The 24,643-nt window shown below is 38.8% G+C and carries 18 protein-coding genes; 7 read left to right on the top strand and 11 right to left on the bottom strand.

The genetic code is table 11. From position 1 onward, the window contains the following. Positions 1-20: 20 nt before the first annotated feature. From lpdA to KK060_RS13305, 4 genes are all read right to left on the bottom strand, one after another. The gene (lpdA, locus tag KK060_RS13320) at positions 21-1,418 is read right to left on the bottom strand and encodes a dihydrolipoyl dehydrogenase (RefSeq protein WP_254154237.1); all 1,398 of its coding nucleotides are present in this window, start codon (positions 1,416-1,418) and stop codon (positions 21-23) included. Positions 1,419-1,455: 37 nt separating this feature from the next. Next, entirely contained in the window at positions 1,456-2,988 is a 1,533-nt protein-coding gene (gene odhB / locus KK060_RS13315; protein ID WP_254154236.1) for a 2-oxoglutarate dehydrogenase complex dihydrolipoyllysine-residue succinyltransferase, read from the bottom strand. A gap of 26 nt (positions 2,989-3,014) precedes the next feature. Beyond that, positions 3,015-5,753 carry a 2-oxoglutarate dehydrogenase E1 component gene (locus KK060_RS13310; protein WP_254154235.1) on the bottom strand — a complete coding sequence of 913 codons (2,739 nt, stop codon included), beginning with the start codon at positions 5,751-5,753 and terminating at the stop codon, positions 3,015-3,017. A 153-nt stretch (positions 5,754-5,906) separates the two neighbouring features. After that, positions 5,907-6,128, bottom strand: a complete 222-nt coding sequence (locus KK060_RS13305) for a hypothetical protein (protein WP_254154234.1) — start codon at positions 6,126-6,128, stop codon at positions 5,907-5,909. A gap of 117 nt (positions 6,129-6,245) precedes the next feature. Here KK060_RS13305 and KK060_RS13300 point away from each other — a divergent pair, with 117 nt between their 5' ends. The 7 genes from KK060_RS13300 (at position 6,246) to accD (ending at position 11,297) form a co-directional block, all read left to right on the top strand. Next, positions 6,246-6,584 (top strand): hypothetical protein, encoded by a 339-nt coding sequence (locus tag KK060_RS13300; protein ID WP_254154233.1) that lies wholly within the window; start codon positions 6,246-6,248, stop codon positions 6,582-6,584. A 292-nt stretch (positions 6,585-6,876) separates the two neighbouring features. Next, on the top strand, positions 6,877-7,395 hold the full coding sequence (locus KK060_RS13295) for a 30S ribosomal protein S16 (RefSeq protein WP_254154232.1): 519 nt from the start codon (positions 6,877-6,879) through the stop codon (positions 7,393-7,395). A gap of 23 nt (positions 7,396-7,418) precedes the next feature. Further along, positions 7,419-7,982: a ribosome maturation factor RimM gene (gene rimM, locus KK060_RS13290; protein ID WP_254154231.1), complete on the top strand. Its 564-nt coding sequence runs from the start codon at positions 7,419-7,421 to the stop codon at positions 7,980-7,982. Positions 7,983-7,984: 2 nt separating this feature from the next. After that, positions 7,985-8,662 carry a tRNA (guanosine(37)-N1)-methyltransferase TrmD gene (trmD, locus tag KK060_RS13285; protein WP_254154230.1) on the top strand — a complete coding sequence of 226 codons (678 nt, stop codon included), beginning with the start codon at positions 7,985-7,987 and terminating at the stop codon, positions 8,660-8,662. Between the two features lie 91 nt (positions 8,663-8,753). Beyond that, positions 8,754-9,107, top strand: a complete 354-nt coding sequence (gene rplS, locus KK060_RS13280; RefSeq protein ID WP_254154229.1) for a 50S ribosomal protein L19 — start codon at positions 8,754-8,756, stop codon at positions 9,105-9,107. Between the two features lie 188 nt (positions 9,108-9,295). Then, the gene (locus KK060_RS13275) at positions 9,296-10,366 is read left to right on the top strand and encodes a class I fructose-bisphosphate aldolase (RefSeq protein WP_254154228.1); all 1,071 of its coding nucleotides are present in this window, start codon (positions 9,296-9,298) and stop codon (positions 10,364-10,366) included. Between the two features lie 88 nt (positions 10,367-10,454). Continuing rightward, entirely contained in the window at positions 10,455-11,297 is an 843-nt protein-coding gene (gene accD, locus KK060_RS13270; protein ID WP_254154227.1) for an acetyl-CoA carboxylase, carboxyltransferase subunit beta, read from the top strand. 94 nt (positions 11,298-11,391) lie between these two features. On the opposite strand, the gene hemE is transcribed toward accD, so the two are convergent. The 7 genes from hemE to rpmA form a co-directional block, all read right to left on the bottom strand. Beyond that, positions 11,392-12,426 (bottom strand): uroporphyrinogen decarboxylase, encoded by a 1,035-nt coding sequence (gene hemE, locus KK060_RS13265; RefSeq protein WP_254154226.1) that lies wholly within the window; start codon positions 12,424-12,426, stop codon positions 11,392-11,394. Between the two features lie 71 nt (positions 12,427-12,497). Then, on the bottom strand, positions 12,498-14,186 hold the full coding sequence (locus tag KK060_RS13260; protein ID WP_254154225.1) for a RagB/SusD family nutrient uptake outer membrane protein: 1,689 nt from the start codon (positions 14,184-14,186) through the stop codon (positions 12,498-12,500). 12 nt (positions 14,187-14,198) lie between these two features. Continuing rightward, entirely contained in the window at positions 14,199-17,384 is a 3,186-nt protein-coding gene (locus tag KK060_RS13255; RefSeq protein WP_254154224.1) for a SusC/RagA family TonB-linked outer membrane protein, read from the bottom strand. Between the two features lie 348 nt (positions 17,385-17,732). Further along, positions 17,733-19,058, bottom strand: a complete 1,326-nt coding sequence (locus KK060_RS13250; protein ID WP_254154223.1) for a hypothetical protein — start codon at positions 19,056-19,058, stop codon at positions 17,733-17,735. 17 nt (positions 19,059-19,075) lie between these two features. Continuing rightward, positions 19,076-20,587 carry a SusD/RagB family nutrient-binding outer membrane lipoprotein gene (locus KK060_RS13245; protein ID WP_254154222.1) on the bottom strand — a complete coding sequence of 504 codons (1,512 nt, stop codon included), beginning with the start codon at positions 20,585-20,587 and terminating at the stop codon, positions 19,076-19,078. Between the two features lie 12 nt (positions 20,588-20,599). Then, complete coding sequence (locus KK060_RS13240) at positions 20,600-23,743, bottom strand: SusC/RagA family TonB-linked outer membrane protein (RefSeq protein WP_254154221.1); 3,144 nt, start codon at positions 23,741-23,743, stop codon at positions 20,600-20,602. A gap of 631 nt (positions 23,744-24,374) precedes the next feature. Then, complete coding sequence (rpmA, locus tag KK060_RS13235) at positions 24,375-24,638, bottom strand: 50S ribosomal protein L27 (protein ID WP_254154220.1); 264 nt, start codon at positions 24,636-24,638, stop codon at positions 24,375-24,377. Positions 24,639-24,643 lie beyond the last annotated feature (5 nt).

Raw genomic sequence — 24,643 nt, 5'->3', positions numbered from 1 at the left:
TGTAAGTGTTTATGTATTTGTTACATGTGGATAGGTCTGTTGGCTGTTGCTGCCAAGCATGCCTCTTTAACGGCTTCCATGTATGTAGGGTGAGCATGTGACATACGCGCTACGTCTTCTGCCGAAGCCCTGAACTCCATTGCAGTTACTGCCGCGGCGATCATATCTGCTGCACGAGCTCCTATAATATGTACTCCTAAAATTTCATCTGTTTCTTTATCTGCAAGAACTTTTACCAAGCCATCGGTATCCATACTTGCTCTTGCGCGTCCAAGAGCTTTGTAAGGGAAGCTTCCAGTTTTGTATGCACGCCCTTGTGATTTTAATTGCTCTTCTGTATAACCAACACTTGAAACTTCAGGCCAGGTATAAACTACTCCCGGAATAAGTAAATAGTTGACATGTGGTTTTTGTCCTGCAAGTTGCTCAGCAACATAAACACCTTCTTCTTCAGCTTTGTGTGCAAGCATGGCTCCGCGAACAACGTCTCCAATAGCGTAAATGTTCTCTACCTTAGTTTTAAGGTGAGCATCAACAACAATCTGACCCTTTACAGTTTCAATACCTACCTTATCTAAGCCAAGACCTTCGGTATAAGGTCTTCTTCCTATAGAAACTAGACAGTAGTCACCCTTGAGCTCAATAGATTTACCATCCTTACTTTCTGCCTTAACCACTACTTCCGGGCCTTTATTTTCTACAGCAGTAACTTTATGACCAAGATAGAAATCAAAGCCCAGTTTCTTTGTTGCCTTTTGAAGTTCCTTACCCATTGTGCCATCCATTGTAGGGATGACGCTATCCAGGAACTCAACAATAGTAACCTTAGAACCAATACGTGCATATACAGAACCTAGCTCCATTCCAATTACGCCACCACCAATAACAATCAGGTGTTTAGGAACTTCTTTCAGTTCAAGTGCCTCTGTGCTTGATATAATTCTTTTCTTGTCAAAAGGTGCAAACGGGAGTGGCGTAGGTTTAGAACCTGTTGCAATAATTACTTTATCGGTAGTTATGGAAGTTTCCTTTCCATCCTTAGCGGTTATCTTAATGGTGTTCTTATCTACAAAAGATCCAACGCCAGTATGAACATCGATTTTGTTTTTCTTCATTAGAAAAGCAATACCATCAACGTTGGCTTTAACAACGCCGCCTTTCCGCTTGATCATCTGTTCAAGGTTTACCTTTGGCGCCTCGATGTCAATACCATGCTCAGCAAAATGTTCTTTAGCATTGTGAAAATGCTCTGTAGAATCAAGTAAAGCTTTTGAAGGAATACATCCAACGTTCAGGCAAGTACCACCTAATGTGTCATACTTTTCAATGATAGCGGTTTTAAATCCAAGTTGGGCGCTGCGAATAGCGGCTACATAACCACCAGGACCAGAACCAATAACAACAACGTTATATTGCATAGTGTATAATTAGCCAATGAAGGCTTATGATAAAGAATTAAATACCTAAAATTAATCTACCTGGATCTTCCAACAATTCTTTCACCCGAACAAGGAAGCTCACCGATTCACGTCCATCAATGATTCTATGATCATAAGATAAAGCTACGTACATAATTGGCCTCACAACAATTTCACCATTCTTTACTACAGGTCGCTCAACAATGTTGTGCATTCCAAGAATTGCAGATTGTGGGGGATTGATAATTGGTGTTGAAAGCATTGATCCAAACACACCACCATTAGTGATGGAGAATGTACCTCCTGTCATCTCTTCAATAGAAAGCTTTCCATCTCTTCCTCTGGTAGCCAGCCTGATCACTTCACTTTCTATTTGATTAAATGATAGCTTATCTGCGTTTCTGATTACAGGTACTACCAATCCACGAGGTGTTGATACTGCAATAGACACGTCACAAAAATCGTGGTAGATTATTTCATCCTTATCGATAGAAGCATTTACAGCAGGGAAATCTTTAAGCGCTGCGCATACCGCTTTTGTAAAGAATGACATAAAGCCCAGGCCAACACCGTATTTCTCTTTAAACTGATCTTTATACTTCGAACGCATGTCCATGATAGGCTTCATGTCTACTTCATTGAAAGTAGTAAGCATAGCAGTTTCATTCTTCACTGCTACTAATCGCTTAGCAATTGTCTTTCGCAGTGAAGTCATCTTCTCTCTGCGTTCTCCTCGTGAAGTTCCTTCAGTAATCACAGGAGGGCCAGAAGGTGCAGCAGTTTGCGGTTTACCAGCAGCGGGTTTAGCAGCAGGTGTCTGTGCCTTCTGTGCATCCTCTTTTGTAATTCTTCCACCCACGCCAGTACCTTGAACCTGGTTAGCAGCAACACCTTTTTCGTCAAGTATTTTAGCTGCAGCAGGTGATGGATGACCAGCAGCATAAGATGTTTTTGTATCCGCTGCCTGAGTAGAAGCCGAAGCTGACGAATCAGTTTTTGCAGCAGGAGCAGCAGCACCGTCTGAAATTTCAATTCGGCAAATTAATCCTCCAATAGGAAGCGTTTCCTTTTCCTTGGCAACAATTCTAAGGATACCAGTGGCTTCAGCAGGTAGCTCAAACGTGGCCTTATCCGATTCTACTTCCGCCAGGATTTCATCTGCTTGTACAAGATCGCCATCTTTCTTAAGCCAAGTTGATATGGTTACTTCTGTAATTGATTCTCCTACAGCAGGAACTTTCATTTCCTTTACCCCTCCTCCACCGGAAGGTTTAGCTTGTTGAGGAGCCGAAGCTGACTGTGGTTTTGCTTCTGTCTTTGGTTGAGAAGCCTGGCCATTAGTTTCAATCTCACACAAAACCTCCCCAATAGGCACTGCCTCACCTTGTTGTTTAACAATTTTCAACACACCTGCATTTGGTGCTGTTAATTCAAATGTTGCTTTATCTGATTCAAGCTCAGCGATAACTTCATCAAGCTGAACTGCATCTCCATCTTTCTTCAACCAGTTAGCAATTGTTACTTCTGTGATTGATTCTCCAACGGTGGGTACTTTTACCTGAATTGCCATGGATTAATATTTATTAAGTGTGATGATTAAATTTCGAATGCCTGATTTAAGATCTTCTCTTGTTCGGCCTTATGTACTTTAGCATACCCAGTAGCAGGTGATGCACTTGACTTGCGGGAAACTACTGCGATCTCTGTACCCGGTGCTATCATCCTTCGGATGTATGACCAGTAGCCCATATTAGCAGGTTCTTCCTGGACCCAAACAACTTTTGCATTCTTATACTTTTTCTGAATAGCCTGAAGTTGCTTCTCTGGCCAAGGGTGAAGTTGTTCTATACGTACGATAGCAGCATCTTTAATCTTCTTTTTCAGTTGAACCTCCTGAAGATCGTAAAATACTTTACCAGTACATAAAATGATCTTCTTAACTTCCTTAGCGTTTACGTTAGGATCATCGATCACTTCGATGAAGTTCCCATCGGTAAACTCTTTAAGAGGAGAAATCACTGCTGGATGTCTCAATAAGGATTTCGGAGAGAATACAATACAAGGTTTTCTGAATGGCCAGGTTACCTGTCTTCTCAATAAATGGAAGAAGTTAGCCGGCGTTGTTGGATACGCAACAACCATGTTATATTCAGCTGAAAGCTGCAAAAACCTTTCTGGTCTCGCACTTGAATGTTCTGGCCCCTGACCCTCATATCCATGTGGTAATAGCATTACAAGTCCGTTCATGCGCTGCCATTTTGATTCAGCACTCGAAATAAACTGGTCGATCATTACCTGCGCCCCATTCACAAAGTCACCAAATTGTGCTTCCCATATAACAAGTGCATGTGGTGACGACATAGCATAACCATATTCAAAACCTAACACACCAAATTCTGAGAGCAGTGAGTTATAAATATGAAGCTTCTTCTGTCCCTTCTCAATATTATCTAAACAACAGTAAGGAGCATTTGTATTCGCATCAAAAATATAAGCGTGGCGGTGTGAGAACGTTCCGCGTTTCACATCCTGTCCAGACATACGGACGGGCGTACCCTCCAGTAATAATGATCCATAAGCCAGCAATTCAGCCTCTGCCCACCCCAGCTGCTTTTCTTCAAAGAAGGCCGCTTGCCTGTCTTTTAAAAGTTTTTCAATCTGCTTAATTGGCTTAAACCCTTCAGGGATAGTGATTAATGCTTTCCCAACCTTTTCAATTACTGGCTGTTTAATGCTTGTATCTGGAGATTGATCAAAATCTTCAGGGGTTGCTCTACGAAGCTTCTCCCATTCTGCTTCAATTTTTTGAGGCTTATATGGAAGTGGTTTTTGTTTCACTTCATTTAGCCTGTCCTGTAATTGATTACGGAAGCTCTTATCCATCTCATCGGCTAATGCTGCGTCTACATCACCACGTTCAATTAATTTCTTAACATATATTTCCCGCGGGTTATCATGCTTGGCTATGAGATTGTAAAGCTTTGGCTGCGTGAATTTCGGCTCGTCACTTTCGTTGTGTCCGTGCCTTCTGTAACATAACAGATCTACAAAAATATCTTTACCGAACTTCTGCCTATACTCTACTGCTAGATTTGCGCAGAAATTGACTGCCTCCGCATCATCACCATTAACGTGTAATACAGGAGCATCAACAATCTTAGCTATATCAGTACAATAAATACTTGTACGCGCATCATCAAAGTCTGTAGTGAAACCAACCTGGTTGTTGATTACAAAATGAATAGTACCACCGGTAGTATAACCTGGTAAGCCCGACATTTGAATTACCTCATACACTATACCCTGTCCCGCAACAGCAGCATCACCGTGAATAAGGATAGCCATTCCTTTATTTAGCTCTCCTTTATATTCATCATCAATCTGGCCGCGAGTATATCCAATTACAAGTGGATCTACTGCTTCAAGGTGTGATGGGTTTGGTGTAAGCTTTACATATATTTTTTTACCGGATGGTGAAGTGATATGGCTTGCATACCCTAAGTGATATTTAACATCTCCATCACCCATGGTTAGATCAGGGTTGATGTTGCCTTCGAACTCGGTAAAGATTTGCTCGTATGTTTTACCCAAGATATTGGATAGAACGTTAAGACGGCCCCTATGCGCCATTCCAATTACAACTTCCTTAACATCAAGTTCAGCAGCTTTATTAATAATGGTATGAAGCGCCGGAATCGTATTTTCACCTCCTTCTAGTGAGAAGCGCTTTTGTCCGATAAACTTGGTATGAAGAAAATTCTCGAATACAACAGCTTCATTTAATTTACCCAGTATCCTTTTCTTCTCTTCATTATTCGGGTTATAGCTATAATACTCCTGCTCGCATTTCTGGAAGAACCATTGGCGGATCTCATCATTACGAATGAAGTTATATTCAAAACCAATTGGACCTAGATAAACTGCCTTAAGTTTTTCGATAATCTTTCTGAGTGATGATTTTGGCATTCCAATTTCTGCCGCAACATCAAACTCAGCATCTAAATCTGCATCTGTTAGTCCAACACTTTGATGGTCAAGTTGTACGTTATGATTACGTCTTTCGCGAACCGGATTTGTTTTTGACGCAAGATGACCAAATGACCGGTAGGCGAAAATGAGATTGCGGACCTGCGTTTCTTTGATAGACAAAGAATCTGCTACAGCAGTGGTACTCGTACCATTGCCATTGCTTACCTGATGTTGTTGAGAAAAGTCAAAACCTTCGAAGAATTTTTGCCAGGTTTGATCCACTGATAAAGGATCCTTCTTGTAGTTTTGATAAAGCTGATCTATATAACCAACATCAGCATTTGAAATGTATGAAAAATTATCCATGGCGTTTGTAAAACGAACAAATGTATACAACCTATAGTTCACAAAAAAACCGCGTACTCGTGTACCCAAATGTATTCATATTTTAATAAAAAAGGGCATTCATACGATTACGAATGCCCGGGCTCCTACCGAAATGTATTTTAAGCGATCGGCTTACTTAATTAAAAGGTCCTCAATAGAGACATTAAAAATATGAGCGTATACCATAAGTCTATGTAATGGTACTTCTTCCATAGAGTCTCTTTCAATAAATCGGTCTTTCGTGAATAAAAAGGGAGGTATTTTATACTTCTCATCAAGTAATCTTTCGGCTTCAGCGATTGTAATTGCCTTAGGCAGAAGGTTAAGATATTGATTTATCTTGTATTTAAACATGTAAGAGGAAGTCTTTACGTAAAATTAATGCACTTCGCAGAAATAAATCAAATTTTAAGACAATTAATTTCACCCATATCACCTTATTATAAGAAATAGCAATTCTACTTTTGAGATATGAGATTGCATATCGGAAAGGAAATTGAACAACGATACCGGGAATCAGGAATAAAGCTATCAGAGTTTGCCAAAAGGCTTAATACCAGCCCCAGAAATGTTTATGCAATTTTTGAGCGAAGTGATATTAAAACAGATCTACTTCAAAAAGTGGGTGAGATTCTCAATTTCAATTTCTTTGCGCTCTATCATAATCCGGATCAGCTTAAAGAGCCGGAATCGTTGTATGAAACAAAACGCGCTGAATTAGTGTCTGTTATTGTTAATCTTGATGGTAAAGAAAGCACGCTCAGCCTATGGATTAAAAAACTTACAGCAATAAATAAATCACTTGCCTGACTGCTAGCAGATGTCGTACACTGGCGATTAATGTAAGAATTGACTTTTTATTTGGATAGGATAAGTAGTGCTTAGATGGACGTCCGCTAAAGTCGCTACAAGGTCCTTATAAGGGTAATAATTTCAGTAGATAATTTAAGTGATCGAGCCAAAAGGAAACTAAAAGAGGGAAGCCAAACCACTTTTCTAGCCAAAAATGACTTACTTCCATTTCAGTAGTTGTCCTTGATAAAAAAACTATTAAATTTGCATCCCTTAATTTAAACGGACGAGTTCCACAAATTAATTTACAATGGTAAAAATTAGATTAGCCCGTAGAGGCCGCAAGAAATTAGCAATGTTTGATGTGGTGGTAGCTGATGCCAGAGCACCTAGAGATGGTCGCTTCATTGAAAAGATAGGCACCTATAATCCATCTACAACTCCTGCTACAATTGAACTTAAAGACGACCGTGCTTTTGACTGGTTAATGAAAGGTGCTCAGCCTTCAGATACAGTAAAAGCTATGCTTTCATATCGCGGAATTCTTCTTAAAAAGCATTTGCAGATTGGTGTTATTAAAGGCGCCTTAACACAAGAGCAAGCTGATTCAAAATTAGCTGATTGGGTAAAAGGAAAAGAAGCTAAAATTGAGGAAAGACGTAATAAACTTTCTCAAAGCAAGCAAGCACAAGCCAAAGCTCGCAAAGAAGCTGAATCTAAAGTTAAAGAAGCTCGTGCCGAAGCTATCCGTAAAAAAGCTGAAGCAGCCACGGCTCAACCTGCTCCTGCTGAAAATGAAACTGCTCCTGCTGAAGGTGCAGAAGGATAATTCTGATTCTAAAGACAGTTTAAATGCCAATACAGAGAAAGTATTGGCATTTTTATTTCATCGAAATTATAATGCAGGTTAAAGATTGCTATAAAATCGGATTTGTAATGAAACCTCATGGATTAAAAGGTGAGGTAACAATCAGCATTGAAGACGACATCCCGAATGAAATCGAGTCGCTTGACAAGATTTTCATTGAACAAACAAATGGACTTGTTCCCTACTTTATAGAAAATATATCTGTAAAAGGAAGTAAAGCCTATCTCAAATTAGAAGATGTTGATAGCACTGAAGCTGCAACCGCTATTTCTAAATCCGCAATTTACCTACCCAAAACGGAAAGACCTAAGTCATCAAGAGGTGAATTTTATGACGACGAGATTGTGGCTTTCGAAGTCCACGACAATGAATTTGGGCTGATTGGCAGAGTTGTAGAGGTTACTTTAGCTGGGTCGAATAAACTGCTGTCGATAGATAGAGAAGGCAAAGAAATTTTGATTCCTATTAATAGCCCTTTTATTGAAAGTATCAATAAAAGCAAAAAGAGAATTACTGTCTCATTACCTGATGGCTTTTTAGATATTTAAATATGCATATTGATATCATTACTTGTCTTCCTCGATTAATAGAAAGTCCATTCGCAGATTCAATTTTAAAACGAGCGCAAGCAAAAGGTCTTGTTACTGTTAATATTATTGACCTTCGGCAATACGCAACAGATAAACATAAATCAGTTGATGATTATGCATATGGAGGAGGTGCAGGTATGGTTCTAATGATAGAACCTATTTACAGATGCATTACAGAACTTAAAGCTCAACGTAACTATGACGACATCATTTACATGAGCCCCGATGGAGAATTGCTAAAGCAATCCATTGTAAATGAACTGAGCTTAAAGGGAAACTTGATCTTTTTATGTGGTCATTATAAAGGTGTCGATGAACGTGTACGCGAACATTTAATTACTCGTGAAATCAGCATTGGAGATTATGTTTTATCAGGAGGAGAGCTTGCTGCGGCTGTTGTTGCTGACGCTGTCATAAGATTGATTCCGGGTGTACTCTCTGATGAAACGTCTGCACTAACTGACTCTTTTCAGGATAATCTTATAGCTCCCCCTGTCTATTCAAGACCCGCAGTATTTCAAGGTTGGAAGGTTCCTGAAATACTGCTATCTGGCCATGAAGCAAGAATTTCGCAATGGAAACATGAAAAATCCCTTGAAAGAACGTTAAAACGCAGGCCTGATCTACTTAAAGAATAAATTATAGGTTTTTGAACTTATTCTTTAGGTCCATTTCCGGTTTCTGAATTCTTTTTATACATTTGCAATCCCATTTTAAAACCATCGAGTTATGGCTGATTTAATTAAAGTAGTTGAGCAGGAATTTGCTAAAGTTCGTGAAGCGATCCCAAGCTTCAAGCCTGGTGATACCATTAACGTTCACGTAAAAATAAAAGAAGGTAATAAAGAGAGAATTCAGCAGTTCCAAGGAACAGTGATCCAACGCAGAGGAACAGGAACAAATGGTGAATCTTTTACAGTTAGAAAAGTCTCTAACGGCGTAGGCGTAGAAAGAATATTCCCTATCGTATCACCTGCTATCGATAAAATCGAAGTCCTCAAGGAAGGTAAAGTTCGCAGAGCGAAACTATATTACCTGAAAGGTAAGCAAGGTAAAGCCGCTCGTATCAAAGAAAAATTATAAGATTTATAAAGCATATAAGAAGGCCATTTCTACAAAACGAGATGGTCTTTTTTATTTCCTCACTTTTCAATTCTCAAAAATCATAACGTTTGAAGAAAGTGAGAAATTCCCTGCTTTTATGGGTATTAGCATACTATTAAATAATTAATAACTTTGTGCCCTCCTAAAAACCAACCCAATCAAAATCTATGGCAAGAAATATTGCAGAATTGTTAGGGAAAGATGCAGAGTTTTTACTAAGACATCAGAGCAAAACCGTTTCAAAAGAACTCCTACACACACCAAGTCCTGATTTCGTTGATAGAATCTTCGTTCAATCAAATAGACATCCACAAGTACTTCGTAGCCTCCAATGGTTATTTAGTACGGGAAGATTAGCCAACACAGGTTATCTTTCTATTCTCCCTATCGACCAGGGTATAGAGCATAGCGCAGGCGCATCCTTTGCTAAAAATCCTATTTATTTTGACCCAGAAAACATCATAAAATTGGCGATTGAGGGCGGTTGTAACGGGGTTGCTACAACATTTGGTGTTCTTGCCATGATGTCTAGAAAATATGCTCACAAAATTCCTTTTATAGTTAAAATTAATCACAACGAACTTCTTACTTACCCTAATAAGCACGATCAAATTATGTTTGGGTCAGTAGAAGATGCTTGGAACCTTGGTGCAGTAGCAGTAGGTGCTACAATCTACTTTGGCTCTGATAACTCAACCCGCCAAATCATGGAGGTGGCTGAAGCGTTCGAGCGCGCTCATGAACTTGGAATGGGAACAATTCTGTGGTGCTACATCCGTAACAACGCATTCAAGACAGGAGGCAAGGATTATCACGTTTCTGCCGACTTAACAGGCCAGGCTAACCATCTTGGTGTAACTATACAAGCTGATATAATTAAACAAAAATTAGCTGAAAATACCGGTGGTTATAAAGCATTAAATACCGGAGGAAGCAGCTATGGAAAATTAGATGAAAGAATTTATACAGAACTCAGCTCTGAACATCCTATTGACCTTTGTCGTTACCAGGTTCTTAACTGCTATAATGGCAGAGCAGGTCTTATAAGCTCAGGTGGAGAGTCCAAAGGTTCAAGTGATATGGCTGACGCCATACGTACTGCCGTTATAAACAAACGAGCCGGTGGGATGGGATTGATTTCAGGAAGAAAAGCTTTCCAGCGTCCAATGAAAGAAGGTGTTGAAATTCTCAATGCTATTCAGGACGTGTACCTTGATAAGTCCATTGACTTAGCATAATATTATAACTTTAAATCCGAAGTTTAGGAAGCTTCTGATAGCCTTTTAGAAAATCTTAAACTTTGGATTTTAACTTAACATTGAAGATATGTCTTGGTTTAAACGCAGCGATAAAGGAATCTTAACCCCAACGGAATCTAAAAGAGAAGTTCCGGATGGACTTTGGTTTAAATCACCAGGTGGGAAGATTGTACACACACGGGAACTGAAAAACAACGCTTATGTCGTTCCTGAAGAAGATTACCATGTCCGTATCGGATCAGAAGAGTATTTTGAAATTCTTTTCGATAACGCCAAGTATGCAGAACTTGATCCTGACATGGAGTCTGCAGATCCACTAAGCTTTGTCGATACCAAGCCCTACCCTAAACGCATCAAAGAATCGCAGCAAAAATCAGATCTTAAAGACGCTGTACGTACGGCTTACGGAAAAATGAATGGTATAGAAATAACCATTGCCTGTATGGACTTTTCATTTATTGGTGGATCAATGGGTTCAGTGGTAGGTGAAAAAATAGCACGGGCTATGGATCATAGCCTTCAACATAACAAACCATTCCTGATGATCTCAAAATCCGGAGGAGCAAGAATGATGGAAGCTGGTCTATCGTTGATGCAAATGGCGAAGACATCAGCTAAAATTGCGTTGTTAGACAAAGCGAAAATTCCTTATATATCTTTACTAACTGATCCTACCACAGGAGGTGTAACAGCCTCTTATGCTATGCTCGGTGATTTCAATATTGCAGAACCAAATTCGCTTATTGGGTTTGCTGGTCCACGCGTAATTCGCGAAACTATTGGTAAAGACCTACCTAAAGGCTTCCAAAGCGCAGAGTTCGTACTGGAGCATGGCTTTCTTGATTTCATTGTAGACCGCAGAAATCTTAAGAGCAGGCTTTCTACTTTACTTAAGATGCTACAGAACTAGTTCAAGCGGTCAGCGGCATTTGTCTCAAGTCAACAATAAATTCTTAAATTATTTAATGAACCGTTGTGTCATTAAGAGGAGAACCGCTATAGTGTTATCTTCTTAATGATTCACCGTATTCCTTAACAGTATCAATAAAGCATTTGACTTTGTCCGCTTCAATGTCAGGATATAACCCATGTCCTAAATTTGCAATATGTTTTGTTGAACCAAAAGCATCAAGCATTTTTCTTGCTTCATTTTTAATGTCATCATAAGAACCGTACAAAGCACATGGATCTAAATTGCCCTGTAAAACTTTATTAGGCATGAGCTTTCTTGATTCCTTGATGTCCATGTTCCAATCCAATCCTATTACTTCACAATTAAGAGAATTGAAAGGTTCTCTTGCGAAGAAAGCCCCTTTGGCAAAAACTATCTTAGGCACCTCGTTAATAACGTCACATATCTTAGAAATATATTTCAAGGAGAACTCTTGATACTGATCTGGTGATAAAATGCCAGCCCATGAATCAAAGATCTGAATGATGTCGGCACCAGCACTTATTTGTCCTTTAAGATAGTTGATCGTGCTTTGTGTGATCATTTCAAGAAGCTGGTGAGAGAATGCTGGTTGAGTATAGAGCATTTTCTTTGCCTCACTAAAAGTCTTACTCCCTTTTCCTTCAATCATGTACGAGAAGATGGTCCATGGCGCTCCTGCAAAACCAATAAGAGGAACTCTTCCATTAAGTTCTCTTTTTGTTAGGCGAATCGCATCCAGCACGTACGACAATTCATCAGCGTTTGATACATGGATTTTCTTTAAATCATCTATAGACTTAATTCTATCAGGAAAGACCGGACCTCTCTTTTCTTCCATTTCATAATTAAGGCCCATTGCTTCCGGTATTACGAGAATATCAGAGAAGATAATAGCTGCATCTACACCAAGAATATCCACCGGTTGAACGGTAACTTCTGTAGCAAGCTCAGGCGTTTTAACAAGCGTTTTAAAATCTCTAGCCTTTTCGCGTACGGCGCGATATTCAGGCAATATCCGTCCCGCCTGACGCATGAGCCAAATTGGAGTTCTTTTTGTTATTTCACCTTTAGCTGCTTTAAGCAGAAGATCGTTTTGTAAATGCATGGGTGCAAATATGCACTAATGAAAAAGCACTTCAAACAGAAGTGCTTTTCATTAGTATTAAAACAAAGATTTTACATTCCTTTCGGATTTTTAACAAGAGCGCTACCAGCCAAAGGTGGATTATAAGCAAGCTCATTATCCGGTACATCCCAATAGTCCAAATAATTATAGTTAACAGTAGCGTTTGTGCTAACTACGCCTGTGCGGCTTAAAGCAATAGCAGCCTTTCTTCCTCCTCCAGCAGAAACGTTATCGATAACTCCCCAACGCCTAGCATCGTAAAAAGCCAAAGAGCGAAATAGTAACCCTATCCTTCGTTCTCTCCTTAATTCCTCTTTAGCCTGATCCAATGTTAAGCCGGTCCCAGAAACGGCGCTCAGGCCTGCTCCTTGCAGCGTACGGACTTGATCAATTAACGTAAGCCCATCATCAATTAATCCTGTATAAATAAGTGCCTCAGCTCGCATAAGCATGTTCTCTTCATATGACCCTGCCAAATAAAGTTCGTAGGCTCCGACGTTGTTGTTACAAAATTGAATTACCCCAGGCATCTTTGGCGCTCCATCAGCCCCACTATTAATTAATTGCCACCTTGTGAAAAAGGAGTTACCTCTTGATGTTTCTCCAATATAAGGAGAAACTTCGCCTTTAGAGTTCACATATAACTTAAAATTGTTTTCCATGCGCTTATCACCAGGTTTAAAATCCTGAATCAAACGTTCTGTAATCTTAAAGGTATTTCCTAAACCAGAAGTCTTTGCGGAAACTGTGCCTGTTGTAGGAGCCAGAAAATCACTCGTTGAATTCGACCTTCCTGTAAACACTAAATCAGTTGCTGTTATGCCATTTTCCGTTAATGTAAGAATTTGATTCCAATGCTCCGTTGTCATCTCATTCACTCTTCTATTTACAAGGATATTTCTGGCTTTATATGTATTAATATTATGTTGCCACATAACAGGTGAGAGCAACCCTCCTTTTCCTGTTCTATTAAAAGATGGTATTAGCCCTGAAAGAATAGCATTATAATCTGCATGTCCTGCGGGAATAGAAGCAAGCGCAGAAGATGCAAGGTCAAAGTTTCTTGTTGCCTCATTAATAATCTCCTCCTTAGTAACGTAATTTCCATTCGTCCCATTTACTTCTTCACCATTAGGTTCATTAACGATAAGCCCGGCATAGTAAAGAGATCCTATTCTGGAATATGCAAAGCCTTTCCACCAATAAGCCCAGGCTTTTAAAGTATTCTTCTTGACTTCAGCCTCGCCAGTATATGCAACTTGATCGACATTACTGAGAATGGTATTACAAGCATTGTTTATGTTGTACATATATGCCCACTCATAATAGGTAGAGTTTTGAAAGCCTGTTGAGTTAACGTTTGCTGTTATACGTATAAAATCAATTTGCTTACTTGGTGCATTAGGGTTCACAAGATTGGTGCCATCATCCAGTACAATATTATCAGGGCAACCTATCTGGTTGATAAATACATTGGCAATATCAGTTCCTATTACATCGCCCATTAAATCATGATTTCCAACTGTTCCCGACCAAAAATAACCTGGTACTCCATCATAGTACTTTACATCTTTAAAGCCCGTTATGTATATACCCATACCAAAAGAGACTATCCCGGTCTCTGTTCTAATTGCCCCAGAATTTGGTTGATTTGGATTTTCAACATCCAAGTCATCCTTGCATGAAATTGTCATTACTAAAGAAATCAGTAATGCAATCAATATCTTAATATTATTCATTTGATAATTAATTTAAAACCCAATATTTAATGTTGCTTGATATGATTTAAAGTTAGGCAATGTGCTATGATCTGTGCCTCTGTCCCATGCAGAGTTAGCAGTGCCAGAACTTATTTCAGGATCAAATCCCGTGTAATCAGTCACAGTCCAGAGGTTTCGTCCTGACAGAACCACTTGTAGTTTTGTAAAGGCTGGAATGGACAACAGTTTAGCTAAATCTAACCCTACAGCTATGTTTCTTAAACGAAGAAAAGAAGCATCCTCATAAAAATAATCCTTTGTTCCATTCGCCGTACGTTGTGCATATATACCCCTATAGAAAGCAGTCCATGCACCCGTTTCCCCCTCTATTGTAATTGGCTTGGTGTAATCACTATGAATACCATCCCTATACATCCATTCCTTTGTTTGATTGTATAAGTGGCTACCATAAACCCAATCAAATTGAAACGACAATGTTAAGTAGCTTTTAAAAGAAAAATCATTTATGAAAGACATATTAAACTTAGGATTGGGATCGCCAAAACTAAATTTATCAGCAGTAAAATAGGGTTGCTTTGTTGCCTTGTTAACCACGTATCCATTACTCGCTACCGTATAGTTTGCCTGTTGATTCTCCGGTATGAAGTAGGAGCCATCAGGAGCTCGCTCCGTCACACTATGTAGAATCTTGTAGCCAAATAACTGCCCGATCTTATTTCCAGCTTCCAAAACATAGTTTGTGCTTCCAGCATTTGATGTAACAACAATGGGTTGGTCTCCTACAGCCAATATTTCTGATGTCTGCTTACCATAATTGACAGTTGAGTTCCATTTAATATTTAACCCATTGTAAATTGTCGCATTTAAAGAGAATTGAAATCCGTGTGACCCCAATGAAAAGGCATTGTCTATTAAAGTACCTAAGCCCGTTGAAGGTGCCATGTCTACTGGATAAATAGCATCTTCTGTTTTTCTATCCCAGTATGTAGCAGATAACCCTATATCATTAAGCCATCTTGTATTCGGGAAAAGCGCGAATACCATATCAGCACCAAATTCAAATTCCTTGGAGACCTCTACACTTAAATCAGGATTACTTTGACCATACTTATAATAGAACGATGTTCCAGACCCAACTACAAGAGGCGTTAAAGTAACATATCTGTCGAAAGGTTTAGGTTGGATGCCAGCCTCACCATATGCAGCTCTTAACTTTAGTTCTGGGAAGAAGGTGTTCACAGCACTACTTTGCCAGAAATCCAAAGCAGAAATTCTTAAATAACCATCAGCACGCGGAAACGTGAAAGGTTTAGAACCACGTCCAAATGCCGATGAGTAATCACTTCTAAATCCTCCTGAAACACCTACAAAATCTCCATATTCAATCCTTTGGTTAATAAGGTATCCATAGGTTACAAAAGGTTCTTCATAATCTCGATAAACACGCCATGAACTTGCATAGGCTGCATTATAAGGTTCGTAATTTGCAGGTAAGCCTAACGAAACGCTGGTATATTCCTTTAGAACATTTTTACGCCAATCGAAAGCAGCTTGCGTTACAGTCCTGATAGGCAGATTTATTCCAAGATCGTTTTTAAAGTCAAATGTGAAAGTTGCAGTTCCTAAAAAGTTTTGGAATATTTTGCTATTAACGTATCTGGTTAAGTCTCCGGCATTATTGTTATTGTAATTCGAAATGTATCTAGCGGAGCCTTGTGTTAACCAATATTTAATGTTTGCGTTGTTTGCCTGGTTTATATATTCCAAATCACGATCCTGAGTCTGATAATTTAAACCATATTTCGCGTCCAGCTCTACAAACTTATTAAACTTGTAATTCAAGTTAAGATTCTGGATGATATCCACCTTGTTATCGTTATTATCGGTATACTCTTGATAAAATAGTGGATTGGATGAATTAATACCTGTTGTCTGATTTAAATAGTAAGGAACCGATCCGTCTGTAGTTCTTGCTCCAAAGTCTGCAAACGGATATGCGTTTAGCAACCCATAGAGAATAGTTCGATCACTCGTCTTTAAAGTGCTCTTGGTATATGCAATTTGAGTAATATTCCTAAACTTTAACCCCTTGAATAGCTCAGCTCCCATATTCGCAGTAAGATTACTTCTGTCCCAATAACCGTTATTAATCACATTGCTCTCCTGACGACTATTAGATGCCGAAATGCTAAAATCAATTTTTTCACCTCCTCCTGATATGGCTATGCTGTTATTGTAAGTGTTTGCAGGCTTAAAAAAGAAATCGAAATGATCAATGTATCTAAGATTTGTATTGTATGGTTTATTATTTTGAACCGTTGGGTCCGTTGAATTATATTGAACATTCTCAGTATATACACCGCTATTAGTGTCAAAGAGAATAGGGTTACCTGAAGAGCCTATCACTTCGTTATTCGCATTGGTAGCAAATGCATGGTACCTAGCCTTACTTAATCCTCCTACATTTAAATAAGTATTTTGGGCAATGCTAGAGGAAATATCAATGTTAAGTTTTCCTGCCTTACCCTTTTTGGTAAAAAGTTGTATAACACCGTTTGCTCCTTGCGCGCCATAAATAGTTGCTGCCGCTGCACCTTGAACAACTTCTACTCTTTCAATGGAATTCAGATCAATAGTTTGAAGACTTGTAGCCCCTACTTGTATCCCATCAATCATAATCATTGGAGACGTTCCACGGTTTAAGGTATTGATACCCCGCAGAAGGATATTAACATCAGCACCCGGCGTTCCTCCGGTACTGGAGATTTGAGCACCGGCTATCTTACCTACTAATGCCTGATCAATAGATGCAGATGGGGCTTGAGGTAATTGTTCAGAAGTAACAGATTCTACCGAGATTGCAATCTTTCTTCTGTCTGTAGCCACCCCAACTCCCGTAACAACAACTTCAGAAAGCTGCTTAACATCCAATGACATTTGCACATCAATTGATGTCCGATCTCCGATTTCAACTTCCTGGCTCTGTAAGCCAATGAAAGAAAAAACGAGCACGCCTCCAGCACTAGGTACATTTAAGGAATACCTTCCTTCAACATCGCTGACAGTACCATTAGTGGTTCCTTTTAGGAGTACGTTTACACCAGGCAATGGAGATCCGTCTTCTTTAGATAGGATCTTCCCTGAAATAGTTCGCTCTTGTGCATAGGCAAAAAGCACAAAAGCCAACGCATGTAGCGTTAGTAGAAATTTTCTCATAGATTTTAGGAATAGGTTAAAACTATCCTAAAATAAATTCCATTTAGGTAAAATAAAATACTGTAGTTATTAGAATCTGCAGAATAAAGAAGTTATAACGCAAGTTTATTTAAAATTTAATTACTATTTCGGTTGCATTGAGATAAAAAAGTTTAAAATTATTTTATGTAAGAGATGAAAGGTTAATCGACATTTACAGAGGCTATATAATGCTTTTTGAATTGGGCTGACATGCATAGTAAAAGCGTTCGTTAGACTGTTATCTTATTTGTAATGTGCGATGGACTACAAAAATGAAAGAGGCTGTCCTTTTAGAGACAGCCTCTTTTGCAAGTTAAATTTAATTAGTTAAGGCTTCTTATAATACTTGTACTCAAGGGTAATATTATCTGTTTCATTACCTATTGGCGTTAAGTTTATATCGTTAACTCTGAGTACAACGTATTCATTATATCCCGTTTTATCTGTGATTCTTACTATATAAACGTCACCTTTGAATACGTTCGTGACTGAAGTAACAACTGGTTTTGTTTCGTGTGACCATTTTGCAACTTGATAAGAAGCACTTGTATAATCAGCGGCAACACCCTTAACGAACGTCGTCGAGTTAGTAGAGCCAGCCTTAAATCCAATATCAAGTCCGCTCACTTGAAGGATAATATCCTTCAGCGCTTCATCAGAGGCTTTAGCGATATGAGTCATTTCGCTAAAATCATAAGCAGCACGGTCCCCATTCTCGCCAGTTGCTGCAGGATTGTATAACGCTAGTGTTCTTTGCTTTGAGTCAACATTTACTGTTGTATTTAATGGAACGTTTACAAACCTGGTGGAGCTGGTTTTACTTATTGTTTTCCCTGTAGCATATGAAGCACGATATCTGAAGAATAATGTATCTAGGGTATTAGGATTAGTATTACCTGAAGGCATTCTGAACCTCACGGTATCAGCAATATTAGCAATATTATAAGTTTCGGTTCTAAAAAGCGTTTCAGCACTCTTAACTCCGCGCTTTACGAAAATTTCTACTTTCTCTAAATTGGCTAGTGAAGTAGTTGCAGAAGTGAAACCCAAAACTATAACTGAATCCGGATTTGCGGTGGCAGGATTTGCTGTAACAATGATATCATTACCAGCAGCATCCTTCCCGTAGTTAAATGAATTAGTTAAAGAGAATGGCTCCAGGATATTAACGGTAAAAATCCGTACAACTTTTTGACTGTTGTCGTTGTTTGACGCAACAAGCTCTAATGTAACTGAAGCAGGAAAAGCTGCACCTGTTTTATTTGCAGGAGAAGTATTTCCAATACCAAGTGTACTTGCGGGATAAACCCAGTTCACTGACTCAGTTACATTGGTAAAAGACCCTTTCTCTTCTCTCTGCCCTGTGCTTGTAACAAGATGATTAATCTTTAAATTAGTTAGTCCTTCAGACAAATAAATTGTCATCTGAACATCATCGTTTATACCAAAGCGGGCTGTAGTTACGTCAAAATTCTGCTCAGCGAGTTGTGGTTGTCCTGTTGGAGGAGGAGGCAAAGCTTTAGTTGGAACCGTAACTAATATAGATCCCTTGGACGTAATCTCTTTCGCAAACTTTTCGTCCTCATCAAAACAAGAGGCACATAAAATAAGTAATGCGAAAAATGCAGTATATATCAAATATATATTTTTCATGTTTCTCAATTTAAAAATTAATTATCCCAGAATACTCCCTTAACAACCATTGAGGCTCTTTGGGGAACATTATTCAAATTAGCTTGCTGTTCACTTAAAGGATAAACCAAAGATCTCGGAATTGTATTGTTACCAGCCGCAGCTGCAGCAGGAGAAACTGAAAGCAGTGGAAATCCGGTTCTTTTCCAGTCATTCCATGGCTCTACCCCTACACCAAAATTTGCAACATATTTTTCCTCGATGATTTTTTGTAATGATAGGGCGGTAGAAGTTTGTGCAGAAACGTATGTAGAAGCTGCTCCTCCTGTTATGCCAGCATTTGCTAAAGAGGCTTCAATTCCTGCAGCAAAAAAATCTTCTTTTGTAGTTCGGTTATCCTTATTAACAGGTGCTGAAGCTCCGTAAACAAGCATAGCCTCTGCAACTATAAAATTATACTCAGCATAAGTTAACATTCTTATTGGAGCTGCCCCTGTGTAAGTAAGAGATGTTGAATTTAAACCACCGTTACCCGCTCTTGTTCCATTGTCTGCTGTAACACTACCTCTTAAATAAGTATGTATCCTAGAATAAGGAACACTAGTAGCATCTCCAGGTATTGTTCCTCTATAAGCTGTATAAGGGGATGCAGGTGTTGTTGCACTATAAGGGAAAGGAGTGAAATACATAGTCAAACGAGGATCAGTTTTTCCTTGCATGAACTTAATGATGAAGTCGGAAGGTGCATAATAATCTGCACGTTGCAGTTCAAACTGATGGATGGGATTCTGCCTATTGGTGACGTTTTCAAAAGCCATTTGAAAATTATCATTATTAGATTCCATAAATGGACCCCCTGCATTAATCACGGATTTTAATAAATTTCCTCCGTCAACTTTAGCATAATGAAGAGCGAGCCTAAGTTTTAAGGTGTTTGCAAATTTTTCCCACTTAGTCATATCGCCGCCGTATATCAAATCTTCTGCTCCAATCTTAATTGCATTAGTTTGCTTCATCTTAGCTATTCCCTCGTCGATAAGCACAAATAAAGAATCATAAATTTCCTTACTGTCGTCAAAAGCAGGTTGCACATTGCTAACACCTTCTAAAGCATCCTTGTAAGGTACATTGCCCCAAACATCGGTTAATATTCCAAAAGCAAAAGCTTGTAGTACGTTAGCAATACCAGCGTGCTGCGGATTTCCTTGTGAATTTTGTTTAAGGTAATTTAAATCAGCAAGGCATACAGAATAGAAATTAGACCATGTGCCATTCACATCTGAATTTGATAAAATATATTTATCGTATTCACGAGTTTGCGCTGCCGTTACACCTTGTCCTGCGGCCTGCTGCGAAAAAATAGATGAGTAGATAAAAATATCAGCTCCCATATTAAAAGCAAGACTTGTCTCTGCAGCTACTAATGTTTGAGAAATGCTTGCGGTTTTTAACCTCGTAGGGTCATCATTAACATCCAAAAAATCACTACATGATACCAGTACGGAAATACATGAGCTTACAATAAGTATATTTTTAAAAAATCTTTTCATTGCTTTCAAATTTTATAGGGTTACTCTTAACAATACACCATAGCTTCTTGTTTGAGGCAACGTGTTAAAATCAATCCCTTGTGAGTTGCTAACACCTTGTGAGTTAATCTCCGGGTCAAGGTGGGGATAATTAGGCGCATACAGAAATAGGTTGCGTCCTGTAAGTACCAATTGTGCTGATGAAAAAGGTGTCTTACCTATTAAAGTTTTTGGAAGAGAATATGATAAAGATACTTCTCTTAACCTTACCCAAGAGGCATCAAACACCATTGACTCACCTTGTGTGTTATATATACTTGTCCAATACTGTTGTGCGTTAAGTGCAATACTATTAGGGACAGGTTTTCCTTCACCGTCGAGAAGAGCTCTTGGAGTACCATCGGGATTATCAACAGGGTCACGTAAAACACCTTCAATAATATATGTGCGATCTCTGTTACCTGTTTCCTCAGCTACACCCCTAAAGCGCAGATCTCTAATATTTCTTGAAATTATATCTCCTCCTTTTCTAATATCAACTAGAAATGACAACGATAGACCTTTGTATCCAAAAGTATTTGTTATACCCCCAGTCCAATCCGGATTTGGATCTCCAACGACTTCAACTTTAGAAGTATTAGCAGTAGGTTGGCCAGCTCCTGCTCCTGTTGACGTAATTAATAAGTTTCCATTTGCATCACGATTAAATTTATTACCCACTATAACACCGTAACGCTGTCCTGCTTGTAACTGTGTTTGAGGTGTGGTGAATCCGCCAAGGAAGATTGAATTAACAAGCGGATCGATAGCAACGACATTATTGATAACTTTTGTCCAGTTCGCATTAATCTCCCATGTGAAGTTAGCTGTCTTCACAGGAATAACACCAATAGTTAATTCATAACCATGAGTTTTCAGCTCACCCGCATTCCTAGTTTGGGTTGTAAAGCCAGAAGCTGGAGACGTAGGTGCATCAAGAATAATGTCAGTAGAATGCGTTTGGAAATAAGCAAAGTCAGTAGTAATTCTATTTTGGTAGAAGCCCAACTCAACACCAACTTCCGTTGAAGTTGTAAACTCTGGACCTAAATCAGGGTTACCAGAAGTATTGCTAAGTGAGTATCCTTGTTGCCCTCTGAATGGGAAAATAATTTGAGGGCCAAATCCATTAGAAGGATTGGATTTTCCAAAATAAGTATCGGTAGAATATAATGTAGCTTCACGTCCTACTTTTACCGCACTCGCACGTAATTTACCAAAATTGAAGAAATTATTTTCTTTCATTACAGGGAAAGCATCAGTAAAAATGAAGCTTCCATTAATAGAAGGATAGAAGTAAGAGTTATTTCCCTTACGGAAAGTAGAAGACCAGTCATTTCTTCCATTCACGGTAACGAAGGCGAAATTTTTATAGCCTACCGTAGCTTGCGCATAAACTCCTACCAATCGCCTTGTATCCTCATCGTTAAAAGGAGTATACGTTGTATAACTTGTCACCTGTCCAAATCCGTCAACTGAAGCTCCAACTGCGTTTACGTATTGATTGCGTAAATAACTTTGATTGATTTCATTTCCTAAAAGGAATGAAGTAGAGAAATCACCAAACTGTTTGTTAGCTGTTAAGTTAAGATATGAACTTGTTTGTTGAACAAAATTGTTACCATCACGTGTTCCACCTGTTTGGGCAGGAGATGTATACCCATTTCCTTTGCCTCCTACAGCATCGATTGCTTTAACATTTTCAAGATAAGCATCCGTACCAATCCTATAATTTAAATTAAGCCAATCAGTGAAGTCATAACCCAAGTTAATATATCCTATAATTCTGTCTACGCGGTCTTCATATGTGTTATTCGCTATAGTCCAATAAGGGTTATCATTGGTAGCATCAAAATAAGATTGAGATCCATTTGGTAATTCATAAGGATAATTATCAAGGTCATAGGATCTTGGTAAGATATAACCTCTGAACAATGGGTTCGACTGTTGATTTCCATTTGGTGTACGATTCGAGCGAGTATTGAAATAACTGGCAGACCCCTCAACATTAAATTTACTTGTTAATTGTGTCTTGGCAGTTACTTTAAAAGTATTACGTGTTAGTTCATTATTTTTAATAACGCCATTCTCTTTCAAATTAGAGTAAGAAACAATGAAATTTGATTTATCATTGCCCCCAGAGAAACTTATGGAATTTTGGAAGTTGCTTCCTGTTTTAAAAATATCCTTAACGTTATCTGGATACGCTTTAAGAATTTCGTCTTGACCTAAATAATTTTTAACAGTTTGTCCTTCAATTTCAGGTCCCCAGGAGTCCAATGATGAAGGATCAAACACTCCGTTAAGGCCCTGCGCATATTTATTCTGATACTTAGGCAAACGATTTACTTCAACAACATTGTAGTTTGAAGTGAAGCTTATCGAAGATTTTTGTCCATTTTTACCTTTCTTCGTCGTGATGATAATCGCTCCTGAAACAGCACGTGACCCATATAACACAGCCGCTGCAGGTCCCTTTAATATTGACATTGATTCAATATCATCAGGATTAAGATCTATTGCCCTGTTAGAATTTGCCACACCTGTCTGTAAAGCATTAGCTCCGCCACCATTATCGATAGGAATCCCATCAACCACAAACAAAGGTTGATTGCTTTGTGTAAAGCTGGTGAATCCACGAATAAATATCGAAGATGACGCCCCAACCATACCACTAGAGCCTTGAATTCTCACTCCCGCAACTTTACCTGATAAAGAATTTACAACGTTAGTTTGTCGGGTGTCTGCAATTTTATCAGATGTTATTTGGGAAACGGACGTACCAAGAGATCGTTTTTGAGATTCAATACCCATTGCAGTCACAACCACTTCTGATAGTTGAGTAATATCTGAAGCCAGAGTAACATCTACTATTGATCTGTCACCAATCACGGCCTCAGAAGTGGCTAGTCCAATAAAACTATACACAAGTGTTCCACCTTCCGATGGTACTTTAATAGCATACTTACCATCAGCATCTGAAGTTGTACCTGTGGTCGTTCCTTTTAAGATTACGTTTACGCCTGGTAGAGAAGAACCATCTTCAGCAGAAGTAATGGTTCCTGTTACTGTTCGGTCTTGCGCCCACGCGGCTAGCGCAATGACTAACGATAACATCGTTAGTAGAAGTTTCCTCATAGTGTCTAGGTTTAGGTTAAAAATTAATAAAACACTAATTTAGGGGGATAAAACGACAAAATAAAATAGCGAATAATTCAGTATTATCCGAAGTTCTATGTTTAAACTTAAAAATATTCGAAATTTGCTATTTTAACACGGTTGCAGTGGCGTTAAATTCCTTCTGTAAGTTTTTTTAACTTTCTTAATATTACTACTCGACGTATTTTTCTTGACAAACACACCGGCGTCTTTTCTCTAATCGTTTGGTGTTGCAGAAGCATTGACATACGCTATTCGGCCATAGAAGGTACGGTCTAGCATTAGTATTGTTTCTGCTATCCTTCTGCCATTGTTCTATCAACCTTGTTAAAAAGGCCTTTTTGATGAAGAATCAATGAATTTACAGCGAAATATCACAGAATCGATACTGTTGCCATACCGAATCTTCACTATTGCATCACTGATGCTGGATTGGAGTTCTCTTAATCTTAGAAATGTGATACCTTAAAAGGTAATCGCCTGATTAGCTAAATTGAATAGAAATAAAGGCAGGTTACCCGTAAGGGATGGTTGGAATTGGAGTAAGGAACCTGCACAAAAAAAGGAGGCTTGTGGCCTCCTCTCTATCTAAATTATTTAAAATCTCTGTTTACGCTTCAGCTATTGGTTGAACAGAAACAAAAGATTTATTTTCTCTGCCTTTTTTAAACACAACAACACCAGGTGTTAGTGCAAATAAGGTATGGTCTTTTCCGATACCTACATTTTGACCAGGGTGGTGTTTTGTACCGCGCTGACGAACAATAATGTTACCAGCTATTACTTTCTGACCGCCAAACACTTTAATACCAAGTCGTTTGCTTTCCGATTCACGGCCGTTCTTTACTTTACCTTCGCCTTTTTTATGTGCCATGGTGT

The sequence above is a fragment of the Chryseosolibacter indicum genome, from assembly GCF_018598585.1.
In the GTDB taxonomy this organism is placed as follows: domain Bacteria; phylum Bacteroidota; class Bacteroidia; order Cytophagales; family Cyclobacteriaceae; genus Chryseosolibacter; species Chryseosolibacter indicus.
This window is presented reverse-complemented; position numbering and strand designations above follow the sequence as displayed.

Coding starts and splice junctions, on each gene's coding strand:
- rplS (WP_254154229.1), top strand. CDS start 8,754: ATGGCTGATTTAATTAAAGTAGTTGAGCAGGAATTTGCTAAAGTTCGT.
- KK060_RS13240 (WP_254154221.1), bottom strand. CDS start 23,743: ATGAGGAAACTTCTACTAACGATGTTATCGTTAGTCATTGCGCTAGCC.
- KK060_RS13275 (WP_254154228.1), top strand. CDS start 9,296: ATGGCAAGAAATATTGCAGAATTGTTAGGGAAAGATGCAGAGTTTTTA.
- rimM (WP_254154231.1), top strand. CDS start 7,419: ATGCCAATACAGAGAAAGTATTGGCATTTTTATTTCATCGAAATTATA.
- KK060_RS13310 (WP_254154235.1), bottom strand. CDS start 5,753: ATGGATAATTTTTCATACATTTCAAATGCTGATGTTGGTTATATAGAT.
- trmD (WP_254154230.1), top strand. CDS start 7,985: ATGCATATTGATATCATTACTTGTCTTCCTCGATTAATAGAAAGTCCA.
- KK060_RS13250 (WP_254154223.1), bottom strand. CDS start 19,058: ATGAAAAATATATATTTGATATATACTGCATTTTTCGCATTACTTATT.
- odhB (WP_254154236.1), bottom strand. CDS start 2,988: ATGGCAATTCAGGTAAAAGTACCCACCGTTGGAGAATCAATCACAGAA.
- hemE (WP_254154226.1), bottom strand. CDS start 12,426: ATGCATTTACAAAACGATCTTCTGCTTAAAGCAGCTAAAGGTGAAATA.
- rpmA (WP_254154220.1), bottom strand. CDS start 24,638: ATGGCACATAAAAAAGGCGAAGGTAAAGTAAAGAACGGCCGTGAATCG.
- KK060_RS13305 (WP_254154234.1), bottom strand. CDS start 6,128: ATGTTTAAATACAAGATAAATCAATATCTTAACCTTCTGCCTAAGGCA.
- KK060_RS13260 (WP_254154225.1), bottom strand. CDS start 14,186: ATGAATAATATTAAGATATTGATTGCATTACTGATTTCTTTAGTAATG.
- KK060_RS13255 (WP_254154224.1), bottom strand. CDS start 17,384: ATGAGAAAATTTCTACTAACGCTACATGCGTTGGCTTTTGTGCTTTTT.
- KK060_RS13300 (WP_254154233.1), top strand. CDS start 6,246: ATGAGATTGCATATCGGAAAGGAAATTGAACAACGATACCGGGAATCA.
- accD (WP_254154227.1), top strand. CDS start 10,455: ATGTCTTGGTTTAAACGCAGCGATAAAGGAATCTTAACCCCAACGGAA.
- lpdA (WP_254154237.1), bottom strand. CDS start 1,418: ATGCAATATAACGTTGTTGTTATTGGTTCTGGTCCTGGTGGTTATGTA.
- KK060_RS13245 (WP_254154222.1), bottom strand. CDS start 20,587: ATGAAAAGATTTTTTAAAAATATACTTATTGTAAGCTCATGTATTTCC.
- KK060_RS13295 (WP_254154232.1), top strand. CDS start 6,877: ATGGTAAAAATTAGATTAGCCCGTAGAGGCCGCAAGAAATTAGCAATG.